8 protein-coding genes are annotated in these 14,040 nt (G+C 73.6%); 5 read left to right on the forward strand and 3 right to left on the reverse strand.

Features of this window, described 5'->3' with window-relative positions:
• The first annotated feature begins 36 nt into the window (after positions 1-36).
• From Q9S36_RS33700 to Q9S36_RS33715, 4 genes are all read left to right on the forward strand, one after another.
• Positions 37-375 carry a DUF5605 domain-containing protein gene (locus Q9S36_RS33700; RefSeq protein ID WP_311289154.1) on the forward strand — a complete coding sequence of 113 codons (339 nt, stop codon included), beginning with the start codon at positions 37-39 and terminating at the stop codon, positions 373-375.
• Between the two features lie 491 nt (positions 376-866).
• Positions 867-1,037, forward strand: a complete 171-nt coding sequence (locus Q9S36_RS33705; protein ID WP_311289155.1) for a CsbD family protein — start codon at positions 867-869, stop codon at positions 1,035-1,037.
• 118 nt (positions 1,038-1,155) lie between these two features.
• On the forward strand, positions 1,156-1,329 hold the full coding sequence (locus Q9S36_RS33710; protein WP_311289156.1) for a hypothetical protein: 174 nt from the start codon (positions 1,156-1,158) through the stop codon (positions 1,327-1,329).
• Positions 1,326-1,583 carry a hypothetical protein gene (locus Q9S36_RS33715; RefSeq protein ID WP_311289157.1) on the forward strand — a complete coding sequence of 86 codons (258 nt, stop codon included), beginning with the start codon at positions 1,326-1,328 and terminating at the stop codon, positions 1,581-1,583. The genes Q9S36_RS33710 and Q9S36_RS33715 overlap by 4 nt, the downstream gene beginning before the upstream one ends.
• A 244-nt stretch (positions 1,584-1,827) precedes the next feature.
• On the opposite strand, the gene Q9S36_RS33720 is transcribed toward Q9S36_RS33715, so the two are convergent.
• Positions 1,828-1,971, reverse strand: a complete 144-nt coding sequence (locus Q9S36_RS33720; protein WP_251453567.1) for a hypothetical protein — start codon at positions 1,969-1,971, stop codon at positions 1,828-1,830.
• A 142-nt stretch (positions 1,972-2,113) separates the two neighbouring features.
• On the opposite strand from Q9S36_RS33720, the gene Q9S36_RS33725 reads away from it, so the two are divergent.
• Entirely contained in the window at positions 2,114-2,896 is a 783-nt protein-coding gene (locus tag Q9S36_RS33725; RefSeq protein ID WP_311289158.1) for a VanZ family protein, read from the forward strand.
• 318 nt (positions 2,897-3,214) lie between these two features.
• Here Q9S36_RS33725 and Q9S36_RS33730 read toward each other — a convergent pair whose 3' ends face one another.
• Both Q9S36_RS33730 and Q9S36_RS33735 read right to left on the reverse strand, forming a co-directional pair.
• The gene (locus Q9S36_RS33730; protein ID WP_311289159.1) at positions 3,215-7,090 is read right to left on the reverse strand and encodes a hypothetical protein; all 3,876 of its coding nucleotides are present in this window, start codon (positions 7,088-7,090) and stop codon (positions 3,215-3,217) included.
• Positions 7,090-13,932: a hypothetical protein gene (locus tag Q9S36_RS33735; protein ID WP_311289160.1), complete on the reverse strand. Its 6,843-nt coding sequence runs from the start codon at positions 13,930-13,932 to the stop codon at positions 7,090-7,092. Before Q9S36_RS33735 ends, Q9S36_RS33730 begins: the two co-directional genes overlap by 1 nt.
• Positions 13,933-14,040: the final 108 nt, after the last annotated feature.

The following is a 14,040-nucleotide window of genomic DNA, read 5'->3' on the forward strand; positions in this document are numbered from 1 at the left end:
AAGGACGCGCAGGTCGAACCGCTCGCCCTTCTCGATGTGGCGGCGCAGGGCGGGGATCTGCACGGCTCGTCGCCGGCGCGGATCGCGTTCCTGCGGCGCATCCTCGATGAGGGGCCCGACGTGCTCGAGCCCTCACCCCTGGACTGGGACATCCCGCGCGCCGGCGTCGAGGGGGAGTACCTCCTCTACTACTTCGGGTTCAATCAGCCCACGTACCGCCGCTTCCTGCTGGACCCGTCGTGCGCGTACACGATCGACGTGATCGACACGTGGAACATGACCGTGACCCGCCTCGACGGTACGTACTCGGGGCGTTTCCGGATCCCGCTCCCGGGCAAGCAGTTCATCGCGGTGCGGCTGCAGGCCGTGCGGTAGGAGTGGGTGGGCCCGGCGGGTGGGCTGGCGCGGGTGGGCTGGCGCGGGTGGGCGGGCTGGCGCGGGCGGGGTGGTGCCGGCGGGGCTGGCCGCGCCCGCGAGTTGGCGCGATCTGTCGCTTCCCGCGCGGTTGACCGCGGATGCCGCTAACTGCGCCGCGCCTGAGCGGATGCCGCGCCCGCGAGTTGGCGCGATCTGTCGCTTACCGCGGCGTTGACCGCGGATGCCGCCAACTGCGCCTCGGCTGAGCGGATGCCGCGCCCGCGGGTTGGCGGTATGTGTCGCTTCCCGCGGCGCTGACCGCAGTTGCCGCCAACTGCGCCTCGCCTGAGCGGATGCCGCGCCCGCAGCACTGCGCCGCCGGCCGAACTCGCGTTGTAACGCGTTCCGGCGCGGAGTGCAACCCCCCTCGTGAACGGCGTACCAGCACGTACCGTCGATGTCACGGCCCCGGTGTACAACACCGGTCTACTGATCGAGAGGAGCCTCTCATGGGAATCGACGACAAGATCCGGAACGCGGCTGAAGAAGCCGGCGGCAAGGCCAAGGAGGGGGCCGGCAAGGCCACCGACAACGAGCGCCTCGAGCGTGAGGGCCAGGCCGACCAGACGAAGGCCAACCTCAAGCAGGCTGGCGAGAACGTCAAGGACGCGTTCAAGTAACCAGACACCCGAAGCCCCGGCATCCGATCGATGGATGCCGGGGCTTCGGCCTGTGCCCGACCGAACCCGTTCGCGCAAGACCCGCCCCGAGGCCGCTCGGATCGGCCATGATCGAAGCATGGACGCGTCACGACTTCCCCTCTTGATCTCGCTCGCGGGCGCAGCGGTGATGCTCGCCGCGATCGTCTTCGTGTTCGGCATGGTGCTGCTGAGCATCTTCACCGGTGACAGCCTGGAGTTCTCGGGTGGGCACACCGAGGCGCTCGCCGCATCGTTCGGAGTGGTGGCATGAGCGGGCGCGACGACGCCGTGGGCGACATGGATCCGTCGGCCGGGAAGCCGTCCGACCAGAACGGCGCCGACCAGACCGTCGCCCCGTCGCAGGACGGCGCCGACCAGACCGACGCCCCGTCGCAGACCGAGGCCCCGTCGCAGACCGACGCCCCGTCGCAGGGCGAGCAGCCGGTCCCCGAGACGGATGCCGCACGGGCCGAACTCCAGGACGAGCTGCGCAGCATCCGCGGTTACGGCGAAGACCGCGTCTGACCTGCGGCGTGGGCGGGGTGGGCGACGGGCTCGTCTGACGAGGCCTCGCGGACGACCACGTCTGAGCTGCCCCTGCGAGGATGGGTGGCGTCCGCGTCTGACCCGCGGGGCGCGCGGGTGGGTGGAGGGATCTTTTGACGACGCGAACGGGTGACGCGTGAGTCCGGACCAAGCGCGGCATCCGCCGCAACGCTGAGACCGCCTCTGTCCTGAGCCTCGCGCGGCCACGCCTACGCTGGGCCGCTCAGAGCTGGGTGCTGAGGAAAGACAACCCGTCGGTCGGGCACAGGAAACCGCCCGGCACGTCGCGCAGCAGCGTGCCGCACTCCGGACACCGCGGTTGCGCCGCGGCGTCGAAGATGTCCTCGTTCGGGTCGAGGTCTTTCACGTGAGCCCCAGTCTCTCGTCGCTCCCACAGCGACAGGGAGAACTCTACGTCCGATCCCCGACATCGCCTGCACCGCGCCCGCGCTAAACTCGCCCCACACACGCGCGGCACCGTCGCGGCGCCCTTCTCGAGGGAGGTCCGGATGCCGCAACCCGCCGACGATGAGGCGCTCGACGCCGAGCTCCGCGAACTCGGCATCCCGCCGCGGCCGGTGGGCCCGATCCCGCCGAAGCCGCCCCTGCCCGCGACCGCCGCTGCGGCATCCGGTGTCTCGGGTGGTGAGTCTCCGGTGACGCGTGCGCACGCGTCCCGTCCTGCCCCCGAAAACCCGGCCCTCCCGGTGCCGCGTGCGCACGCGTCCCGCTCTGCCCCCGAAAACAAGGCCCCCGGGGTGCCGCGTGCGCACGCGTCCCGTCCTGCCCCCGAAGACCCGGCCCTCGGGGTGCCGCGTGCGCACGCGTCCCGGCCCGACCCCGCAAACCGTGCCCACTCCGACCCGGTGCCCCGGCCGACGCCGGAGTCCCACGCCGAGAGCCGCTGGGCTCGCACCGCGCTGGGGATCTACATCGCCGTGCTCACGCTGATCGCCATCTGGCCGGTCCCGGTCGACAGCGGCGCGGGGCCGCTCATCCGCGCGATCACGCGCGTGCTGCCGATCGTGACGAACGCGCGGCTGGAGTTCGGCGCCAACATCCTGCTGTTCGTCCCGCTCGGGGCGCTGCTGGCCGTGATCCTCTCGCGCCGCTATCTCGTCGTGCCGATCGCGTTCGTGACGACGGTCGGCATCGAGTCGGTGCAGGCGCTCGCGCTCGATCGCCGCGTCCCGAGCGTCATGGACATCATCGCCAACGTCACCGGCGCCTGCCTCGGCCTGCTGCTGGTCGGCCTCGTCGAGTGGTGGCGCTCCCGCCCTCAGCGGCCCTGACCCGTTCGCCTCACGGTCTCACCCCGGCAACCCCGCTGACCGGATGCCGCCCGGACCAGTGTCTCGATGGAGCCGTCCTCGGCGCGACGTTGAGGGCGGCGGGACCGAGAATGTCCCGGGGGTGCCCGCACCCCGCTGCCCGCACCCCGCGCCCCGCGCCCCGCTGACGGGATGCCGCCCCCGGCGACTCTCGGGACGGAGACGGGTTCCGCTCGAACGGGCCCACTCGCGACCAGGCCGGCTTCCGGGCGAAGCACGGCACAACGGTAGGGCGGCCCGCGTCAGCGCGGCGGCAGTGCCCCAGATGTCGCCGCCGGGTCAGCCCTCGCCGGACACCGACACCTCGGCGCCGTCGGGGGCGATGAGGGTCACGGTCACGACGACGGGCGAGCCGAGGGGGACACCTATCTCGATCGCGGAGCCGGTGAGTCCCGGCATCCTCCTGAGTCGTCGGAAGGTCACCGTCCCGACGGTCAGCGGCGGACGCGGAGCGGCCGGGATGTCGCGCAGGGCCGCCTCGGCCGTGAGGGGTCGGAGGGCGAGTGGTCCGCCGCCGATCGGTCCGCCGAAGCGGCCGCCCGGCCCGAACGGCCCGCCACCGCCGAACGGCCCGCCACCGCCGAACCCGCCTCCGCCGAACCCGCCTCCACCGAACCCGCCACCGCCGAACGGCCCGCCTCCACCGAACCCGCCTCCACCGAACCCGCCACCGCCAGCCCCGCCACCGCCAGCCCCGCCACCAGCCCCGCCGAACCCGCCGCGCCGGCGGACTGCCGAGATCCGCAGCCGGTAGCCGACGAGCGGGGGAGCATCGGTGAGCACACCCACGACGACGCCCGAGAGGGCGCGCGGGGTGATGCCGAGCAGCTCCAGCGTCGCCGCGGCAGGCGGGGGCGGCGGCGTCCAGCCCGGGATCGCCACCGAACGGCTGGCGGTGCGGCCGAGGGGGTCGGTCAACGACACGTCCACGGTCACCGGCGCTGCCGGATCGGGCCGGGTGAACCACAGCGCGAGGGGCGAACGGCCGGTCGCACGCGCGCCGCGCCGCCACGTCGGGGCCCCCCCGGTGCCGACGGGCACCGTCGACAGGTCCGCCTCGACGACCTCGGGCACGGTCACCGCCGCGACGTCGACCGGGCCGGGCCCCGCACCGAGCCCGCTCACCGACGCCCGCAGCACGTGATCGGCGACGCCGGCCCGGGCCGGTGCGGTCGTGCCGGTGCGGACGACCAGACCCGTGTGCGCGGCATCCTCCTCGACGACCAGGTCATCGAGCACGGGCGGGCCCGAGGGCACCGCGTCCACCCGCACGATGTCCGACGGGCCGGACTCGAGTCCCCTCACGGCACGCTGCGGGTCGACGGCCTGCGGCACGGCGACGGCACGGACGAGCCACGGCAGCCAGCCGGCGGGCAGGGCGCCCTGCCACGTCGCCTCGTACAGCGGGTGTCCCGTCACGGCATCCACCGCGGGTCCCCCGCCCGAGGCGGTCATTGCGGTGGCGAGCGGCTCGGCGAACGCGGGTCCCATGGTGTCGGCGCGCAGGGCCGCGCGGTCGCTGCGGGTGCGCAGCAGCCGGAAGCGCTGCACCGGCACGGCGCTCGAGGTCTGGACCCGCAGTCGCACCTCGACACCGCCGCCGGCGGCGACGGGTGCCGAGCGGATGCCGGGGGGCTCGGGTCGCACGAGACGTGGCGCGATCACGGCTCGCAAGTGCTCGTGCGGCACGGGGCCCTGCGGCCAGGGCGACTCGATCGCCGTCGACGAGACGATGGTCACGGCGAACAGGTGGATGTCGGTCGAGCCGCGCGGCAGCGTGATGTCGGTGGTCCGCGCGGCCGCGTCGACTTCGGCGATCCGCCGGAATGCGCCTCGCTGGCGGTCGACGCTCAGCCCGTCGTATGCCGCGCGCAGGGCGACCAGCCGGTCGGACGGGGTGTCGGCGGCGTCGGCGCGGGCGGGCAGGCCCGCCGTCTGCCGCATCGCGGTCTCGGCGCACTCCCACACCACGGCGGTGCGCGCATCGGCGCCGGCGGCCAGGCTCCACGTCACGGCGGCGTGGGCCGAACCGCCCGCGTCGGGCAGGCTCGCCAGCGGCACGCCCGGCGGCTGCGGCGGCGGCAGCGGGTGCACCGGCACGGGACTTGCCGCCTGCACGTCGGTGCGCGCGCCGAACGGCGTCGGCGTCGGCCCGACCCGCAGTCCCCGCGACGCCCACAGTGCCACGCCCCAGCGCCGCACCGTGGCGAAGTCCAGGGTCGGCACGGTGGCGGTGAGCCGGTAGCGGCGGGCTCCCTCGTCCCGCGCAGCGCCGCCGAGAGGGGCGGTGCCCTCCTGGTTGAGCTCGACGACCGTGCACCCCACCCCGGTCGGGGTGTCGCCGGCGAACGTCACGGCGAGGTCGCGGTCGAAGCATCCGCTCGGCACGGCGCCGGTCGGCGACAGGGCGAACGGGCTGGCGGGAGCGGGAGTCACGGGGTGGAACACCGCGCGCACGTCGATGCGGGACGGGCGTCGCTCCACCCATTCGCACGCGACGTCCACGACGAGCGTCGTGGGGGCGGCGGTCGACCCGGCGTAGCGGGTCTCCAGGCTCGCCGAGACGATGGCCGGCAGCTCGGGCGCGGGCTCGCCGCCGCTGTACGCGGCATCCCGCCACGGCGACCACACCCCGAAGACGTCGGCCACGGCGAGGGCGTAGCGGGCGCTGCGGCCGCCGCTGCCGATCGGGATCTCGACGGGGGCGTGCATGAGCGACGCCCGGTCGAATCCCGGCTGGCCCTGCTGTGCGTCGGGCGAGACGGCGACGGTGCGCCAGCCCTGCGGGTCGCGGCGTTCGATGATCGCGGATGCCGCACCCGAACCGGTCTCGTCGACGGCGGCGGCCTGCTGGGTGGGCGTGCCGAGCATCGCCGAGGCGAGCGTGCGGCGATACGACAGGCGGATGCTCTCGCCGAACGCGGCGTCGGGAACCCGCGGTTCCACGATGCCCACGCGCGTCGCCGTCAGCTGCATCGGTGCGGGGATCTGCGCGAGCGATGCGCCGCGGGGCGCGTAGGCCGCGTACTCCGCGGGTCCGGTGCCCGCGGGCAGCGGCTGGCCCTCGACGACCTGCTCGCCGGGGCCGAGCGTGTTGCGGTAGGCGGCGGTGACGAGCAGTTCGTCGCCGCCGATCTGGACCTGCTCGTCGTCGAAGCCCTCGCTGGTGTAGACGGCGCCGAACCCGGTGGCGAGGTTCAGGAACGGGTCGACCTGCGCGGTGAGACCGAGCACCGCCCACGGCCGCGGGTCGGTGCGGGTCTGCAGCGACGAAGTGCGTGCGGCTCCCGGCACGTGCGGCGACGTCGTCGAGGTCCAGGCCTCGGTCTGCATCTGCGCGAACTCCGGCAGCGCCGCGTCGTAGAGCGGCTGAACGGCCGGCAGCACGAACTTCCGCAGCTCCTCCACGAGCGCGACGGGGTCGGGTTCCTCCCACGGCGGCGCCTGCATCCCGCCGGGGGTGAGGGCGTCCCAGCCGAGGGGCGGGGCGCCGCGCGTGAGGCGATGCAGGGCGGCGTCGAACGGGGGGCGCGGCGCGTCGACGGGTCCCTGCTCGCGCGGGTCGTAGTCGGCACCCGCCCAGGGCTGGTCGATCGGCAGGCCGACGTACTCCAGCGGCTCCCAGTCCTTGGCGTTGACGATGTCGTGCAGGGTGGTGATGCCCACGTGCGGCGAGTGGGCGTTGACGAGCACGGCCCACGTCGCCCCGCTCGTGCGCACCTCCAGGCGCACCGGGCCGCCGGTCGAGCGCGCGGTGGTCGCGCCGACGGCGCCGACGACGCCGTCGCGCCCCACGCGGTACACGAACAGGCCCACGGGGCGTCCGGCATCCAGCGGTGTCGCGCCCACCACGACCTGCCCCGCGACCGTGCCGCCCCAGTCCAGGCGCACGCCGTCCGGATGCGGCGAGTCGACGGCGTCGACCGGCGAGGCCTTCGACCGCCCGACCGCCCGCCGCCACACCAGGAACGGCTCGTGCGGTACGCCCAGCTCGGCCGAGCACGCCCACAGCAGCCGCACGTCCATGGAACGGCGCTTCAGCCGTTCCCAGTCCACCTTCTCGCCCAGCAGCTGCGCGCGCGCCCGAGCCACCGACGTCCAGTCGATCTCGACCGCCTCGGCCCGCAGCCGGAAAGGATCGGCGATGCGTACCATCAGTCCTCCACCTCCCATGGCGCCCGCTGCAGATCCACCCGCAGGGCGGTCGTCGGCGTCTCGGTCACGCTCGTCGGCATGACGTCCCGGTGAACGAGGGCGAACCGGGCCTCGCAGCCGCGTGCGGCGGGTCCGAGGATCGCGATGGCTCTCGTGCCGCCGGGTCCGCGGATGATGCGCTGCACCGTCGCCCGCGGCAGATCCCCGGATGCCGGGGGTGCGGCATCCGCCCGGAGCACCAGCCATTCGCCGGGTCGACCCGCCCAGTACCCGTGGCTCGGGTCGGGGGCGTCGGGCGGCGCGGTGATCCAGGTCGGCACGGTGCGGGTGCGCCACATCGGCTCGCTGCACTCGATGACCACCGCGAGCGGCTGCGGCACGGCGGCGGTGCTCCACAGCACCCGGGTGCGCGGCCACGGGGGCACCGGTTCGACGCCGAGTCCCGCCTGCTGCAGCGCGTCGTCGACGGCGGCGCCGGTGGGCTGGTCGGCAAGTGCCAGGATCGCCGTCAGATCCGCGACGGCGCGATGCTCGACGGACGCGCCGCCGGTGAGGGCGGCGAGGTCGGCGGCGTCGCGGAACCGCGACGTGGTGAACCCGACGCGGTGCACGAGGATCGGGTCGGCGCCGGTGGTCTTGACGACACTGCGGACGTCGACGAGGTAGTCGGTGAGCGGCTCGAAGTCGTACGCGACGGTGAGCGTGTAGACCTCGCTGCCGTCCTCGTCGACGTTGACGCACGTCAGCCCCTCTTCGCCGATCACCTCCAGCACGGCGGTGTGCCATGGCTTCAGCACGCCCGCCGCCGATTCGAGGGTCGTCAGCACGCCGTCGGGGTCGACCGGCAGCACGAACCCCGTCGCGGGATCCCCGCCGCCGGGGGGAGCGGGGTGATGACCGGATGCCGCGCGCACGGTCACGCGCAGCTCCCGGCCGTAGGCGTCGAACAGTCCGGTGACCCGCTGGGTGGCGAAGACGATCCGCACCCGCTCGCGGGTGAAGACGCCCGTCTCGTCCATGCTGGGCGCGGTGCTGGTGATCCACGGGTCGAGGTCGATCGGCGCGGTCGCCTGCGTGCGGAACCGGTAGGTCTGCGGGGTGGCGACCGTCGTCCATCCGTCGCCGTCGTCGGCGGCATCCGGTTGGTCATCGCCTTCCTTCGACGTCGCCTCCCACGTGACCGACAGCGCGTACTCCTGGTTCGGTCGCAGCAGGGCGACGTCGTCGGCGCCCTTCGACAGCGCGTTCGAGAGCGCGGTGCGGCCGCGGTGGATGCTGGTCTCGTCCCAGTCGTAGCGGAGGGTCTCGCTGGCGAAGGATCCCGTGGCGGCCACGACGTAGAAGGCGGTGGCGGGGTCTTTGAACGGGTCCTCGCGGCGGTTGCCGATGACGATGCGGGCGGCGCCGTCGGGCACGTGCTTGAGGGGCACGAACGCCGCCAGCAGCACTCCGCGGTCGTCGCGGCGCAGCCGGCCGGCGATGACGCCCGCGCGCCACACCTCGTCGGCCCAGGGCTGCGCCGGATCGACCCACTCGTCGGGAAGCCGGTGCGCGCCGCCCAGCATGTCGGCGCCGTCGACCGGCCGCTCGTCCAGGACGGTGCCGTCGGCGGTCTCGCACCGGATCACGACGCGCCCGTTGAGGCCGCGCTCGTCCACGAGCAGCAGCACGTGGAAGGCGGTGAACGTGTCGTCCTCGCGGATGAAGGCGACCGCGTCGCCGAGCTCGTGCGGGCGGAAGCCCGACGCCTCCCACGCGATCTTCACGCGCTCCTGATCGTCGGGGCTGCCCGCCGGCGCCGGCTGGTCGATGTCGCGGACGGGGGAGCGCAGCACCGCGCCGTGGCAGAGGCCGCGGCGGGACTTCGACGTCGTCGTGCCTTTCGGCGGGATCGGGTCGGGCTCCCATCCGGCGCTCTGCGCGGCAGCGGCGAGGTCGTGCAGCGAGCCGCCGCCGTCGAGGTACGCGGTAGCCTCGGCGAGCGAGACGCCGCCCTCGAGCGCGCCGGCGCTGAAGGTCGCGGGAGCCAGCTGATCCCACCGTGCGAACGGGTCGTGCGGGTCCACGGGGTCGGCGTGCGGATCGAAGCACGCGGCCTGATCGCCGACGACGATCGCGGGGGTCGTGCCCTGTGTCAGGTCCGTCACCGGATCGATGCGCCAGAGTTCGACCACGTGCACGCGGGCGTCGGCGGGCTGGCCGCGGACGGTTCCGGGCGGGTCGGGCCACAGCACGCCGGTCAGGCGCCACCCGGTGTCGCTCGGGCCGTTCGGGCAGTCGTCGAAGGTCCACAGCACGCGCGCCGGCGGAGCGCCCTGCGCGCACACCGTGCCGTACTGGTGGCGGACGGTTTCGACGAGGTTCTCGCCGTACGGCACCGCGGTCGGGGTGGCGGTGGGCTGCCAGTCCAGAAGTGCGAGCGAGGGCCCGGCGTGCGGGCCGGCGGTCGCCGGCGGTGTCAGCCACGTGCTGGGGGCGTCGCCGGCGCCGATTCCGCCCGTCAGGCCGATCGCGTTGACGCGGTAGCGCCACCAGCGGTCGCCGACGTGCGTCCAGAAGTTCGGTCCCGCCGGCGGCAGGTTCACCGGTGCCGCCCCGAGGATCTCGACCTCGGCCCCGCCGGCGGCGCCGTCCATGTGCGGCGCGGTGTGGAAGGCGATGATCGGGATCGCGTCGATCGGCACGACGGGTACGGGTTCGGCGGTGCCTGCGGTGGCGGCATCCCCGAGCTTGCCGTCGATCGGCGCCCCGGCGCCGGTGCCCTCGACCTTGGCGGGGGTGCGTGAGATGAGCGAGACGCCGGCCACGAGTGCGCGGGGCTTCGGCGTCGGGGTGGGCGGTTCGCCGATCGTGAGGCTCACGCAGCCCTTGACCGAGAAGAAGAAGAAGTCGACGCTGCCGCACACCTCGCCGTGCACGTACGGCTCCTGTGTGGTCGAGCCGTCGGGGTTCTGCCGGGTGCCGACTTGCACGATGAGCGTGGCACTCGCCGAGATGCTGATGATCCACAGCCGCAGCTCGCCGCGGACGTAGATGATGCCGCCGAGGTAGAACGGGTCGAGCCCCAGGATCGCGTCGAACCCCGCCGCGACCTCGAGGTAGAGCCCGATGGACTTGCTGCCCATGAGGACGGCCTGCAGATGGAAGCCGGTGGCGACGGCGAAGCCCGACGGCACCGTGAGCACCGGGTCGGTGGCGAGGGTGATGCCGTTGCCGTGGACCATGAGGTAGCCGCTGCCGCTGATGACGTCGAGCACGCTGACGCTCACCCGCTCGGCCTGCGGGAAGCGGCCGAGGTCGACGAACCAGTTCTCGGGGTTCGCGGTCTCGAAGCTGGCCGTCACCGGCACACGCACCTTGAGGATGTTCGTGATCTCGTAGGCGGCGACGATGCCGATGAGGATGCTGCCCCGCCCGAAGTCGATGTCGAGCACCGCGAAGAAGGTGGCGGTCTGGTCGCTGCCGAACACCGGCGGCAGGCTCAGCACGTCGGCCTTCATGATGAGGAGCAGCCGCGGGCCGGGGACCTCGATCACGACGATGCCGTCGAGGTGGACGGTGAACCCGGCGTCGACGGTTCCCACGGCGATTCCCGCGGCGAAAGCGAACGCGCCGGGTTCGAGGGTCCAGCCCTCGGGGGCCATGACCTGCCCGGTGCGGGGGTACTGGTCCATCACCCAGTCCAGCGCCGGGGTGAGCGAGCCGGCGTAGGGCGACTCGTCGCGCCGGTAGTTGACGCCGATGCCGCCCATGAAGCCGTAGATGCCGAGGCCGGAGTTGCCGAGCAGGATCGGCACGGGGAACTCGACGCGGCCGCCGACGAGGACACCGGTGACCCCTCGCGCGGGGTCGCGTTCGACGGCGAGCACCGCCGCGACGCGGATGTTCACGGGTGTGACGGTGAGGTCGAAGGCGCCCTTGAATCCGAACTCGGTGAACTCCAGCGACCCCGAGCCGTGCAGGGTGCCGGGGATCTCGATGCTGGCGCGCAGCTTCGTCAGCTGCAGGTCCAGCGGCGGGCCGTCCAGGCGCACCCGCACGCGCACGGCGTCGACGGTGACGATGCCGAGGTCGACTCCGAGCCCCACCTCCACCTCGAGGTAGGTGGGGTTGTCGCGGCTCACGCGGAAGCCGAGGATCCGCAGGATCTCGTCGAGCGGCGGTGTGGCGGTGAGCGCGCCGGTGGGCACGTCGAGGCTGTATCCACGGCTCGGGTCGAAGACGGGGAGCGGCACGTACTCCACGCCGCCGGGTGCGGCATCCGTGCCCCATTGCGACCGGACGCCGATCGCCTTGTAGCGCGCGGTGATGGGGTTCGCCGGATCGACGCGGACGAGTTCGAGGTCGAAGCTGAAGGCGATCTCGAGGTCGAGCAGGATGCTGATCTGCACGCCGCGGTCCGACGCGGCCGTGATGCCGTCGGGGCCGAGCACGCCGCGCGAGACGACGAGCTCTCCGCCGCGGAGCATGAGGGCATGGGTGTGCAGCACATCGCTGGCGCCGAGGGCGACGCTGCCGAGGGCGACGATGGCGCCGGCGGCGGGCGAGAGCTCGGTCGCGCTCGCGGTGAGCGGCGCCATGACGGCGAGGGCGCCGAGGATGTTGAGGACGTTCGGGTCGGCTTCGTCGTCGGTCATGAGCGCCAGGCCGTCGCGGTCGGCTTCGGCGGCGCGGAACTCGGCGGTGACGTCCCACGCGGCGCGGTCCTCGCTCAGGCGCAGTCGCACGAGGAAGAGGCAGATGCCGTCGCTGGGGTTGCGTCCGCCGCTGCGCAGCGCGCTTTCCCCGCGACGTGCGAGGGATGCTTCGACCGCCGTCTCGATGTCGAATTCACCGTAGATCTCGGCGCGGACGAGGGTGTCGCGGACGATCTCGACGCGCACGCCGATCTTGCGGAAGCAGTTCGGCCGCTGCGCCTGCGGCGGCCGCGGATCGGTGCGGGGCGCGGGCGGCAGCACGATGCGGACGATGTCGGCGCGGGTGATCTCTTCGGTCGCGGGCGACGGGGTCCAGCGGGCGACGGCGAGCCACCAGTACGCGGCGTTCTTCGCCGGACGGGGGGTGAGGCCGTCCATGAGCCCGGGGATCGTGGCGGTGCTGTCGGCGAAGCCGGAGCCGTGCGGGGTGCCGGCCTGCACGTTGGTGAACCCCGCGGTGCGGAGGGCGCGCATCGCCGCTTCCATGCGGCGGCGCGAGAGGGCGAGGTTGTGGGTGTCCTGCGCGGTGGAGCCGGGGTCTTCGTGAGAGGCGTAGCCGTCGACGGTGATGAGCTGCCCGGCGCCGATCTGGGTGAGCCGGGCGGCCATGGCCGTCTCGAAGCGCTGCCCGCCGGTGGCACTCGTGCTGCGTCCGGTGGCGGCGCGGTCGCGCATGTCGTCGTTGCTGTCGGCCCACGCCAGGCGGGCGTCCTCGCGAGCCTGCTCCTCGGGAGAGAGGGGCGGTGTGGGCGCGGGGGAGGGTGCCGGAGGCAGCTGCGCCACCGTCGGCCGGTCGTAGTGGAACCAGCATCCGGCCGTCTGGGCGACGCCCGCCGGGATCGTCGCGCTCACCTGCACGGGTGCGCCCGCGGGCACCGGGACGGTGAGGGTCTCGCCGGTGTGCGTGCCGCCGGCGTGGGTCCAGGTGACGCTGCGGCGCGGTTCGAGGCGGACGGTGACGTGGGTCGCGGTCTCGCTCTCTTTCACGATCACATGGGTGCCGCGCCGGGTGGGGCGCACCTCGGTGCTCGAGCCGCCGGGCGCGCTGCCGGCGGGCGTGGCCGTGTCGCGGGCGACGTTGATGGTGCGGACGGTGGCGGACGAGGGGCCGACGTCGTCGGCGGTGACGGTGATGGTGAGGGTGCCGGTGGCGGGGACGACGAGGGGGCTGCGGTCGTCTTCGACCGTGGCGTGGCCGGGGGCGGCGATCGTGATCGTGACCGGCGCGATGCCGCCGGCGGTGTCGACGATGATCTCGGAGTTCTCCGGCAGCAGCGCGGTGCCCGTGCCCGGGTCGCCGACGTGGCGTCCGCCGATGCCGCGGAAGCGCACGTGGATGGCGGGGGCCTGCCCGCGGTTGACGACTTCGGCTTCGAAGATGCCGGTGATGCCGCGGTGCTCGCCGACGCCGATCCAGAGGTTGCGCACACCGGCGCTGACGGCGATGCCCTCGAGCCCGTCGGGGGCGACGAACAGGCGGACTTCGGGTAGGAACAGGCCCTGCCAGGCGTCGGGCTGCACGCGCGCGTCGGCGGGAACGCCGCTGGGCGCCGCGTTGCCCGAGAGGTCGAGGACGGCGGTGCGGTAGGCGAAGCCGACGGTCGAGCCCGGGCCGACGAGGGCGTAGGGCGGTTCCATGCGGACGAACTCGTAGATGTCCTCGGTGCCGCCGCCGGCGCTCGTGGCGGACGAGAGCAGCTTCACGCCGACGGCCTGGGTGCCGAGCTGCATGATGCGCACCCGCAGCTGGGGTACGACGAAGGCGACGTCGGGGAAGGCGGGGTCGGGGATGAGCTGGCCCTGCGGGTCGAGCTTGGCGCCGACGAGGCCCGGGATCCTGAGGGCGGCCAGCGGTGCGGTCACGATGACGCGCCACCCGGATGCCGGGGCTTGCAGGATCCCGACGGCGACGGTGATGTTCGGGTCGCGGAGTTCGAGGAACGAGCCGGTGCCGCCGGTGGTGGCGCCGGTCGCCAGGTCGAGGCCGGGGAGGCCCGCGATGCTCTGCTGGACGGTGGCGACGTCCCACGTGCCGAACTCGTCGGTCTCGGTGGAGGTCGTGACCGTGTCGGTCATCTGCTCGAGCAGAGGGCGCAGTCGGTCGGAGCCGCCGCCGGCACCCGCGAGAGTATCCCAGAGGCTCATCTCGCCCCTTCCGCCATGTGTGGTTCACCTGGCGGGCGCGCGCAACAGCGTGGCCCGATAGTCACTCACGAAGAGTGGTGCGCATGCCCTGCTGATACGTCTCCGCTG

It is taken from the genome of Microbacterium sp. ARD31, from assembly GCF_031844425.1.

Coding starts and splice junctions, on each gene's coding strand:
- Q9S36_RS33705 (WP_311289155.1), top strand. CDS start 867: ATGGGAATCGACGACAAGATCCGGAACGCGGCTGAAGAAGCCGGCGGC.
- Q9S36_RS33710 (WP_311289156.1), top strand. CDS start 1,156: ATGGACGCGTCACGACTTCCCCTCTTGATCTCGCTCGCGGGCGCAGCG.
- Q9S36_RS33715 (WP_311289157.1), top strand. CDS start 1,326: ATGAGCGGGCGCGACGACGCCGTGGGCGACATGGATCCGTCGGCCGGG.
- Q9S36_RS33725 (WP_311289158.1), top strand. CDS start 2,114: ATGCCGCAACCCGCCGACGATGAGGCGCTCGACGCCGAGCTCCGCGAA.
- Q9S36_RS33730 (WP_311289159.1), bottom strand. CDS start 7,090: ATGGTACGCATCGCCGATCCTTTCCGGCTGCGGGCCGAGGCGGTCGAG.
- Q9S36_RS33735 (WP_311289160.1), bottom strand. CDS start 13,932: ATGAGCCTCTGGGATACTCTCGCGGGTGCCGGCGGCGGCTCCGACCGA.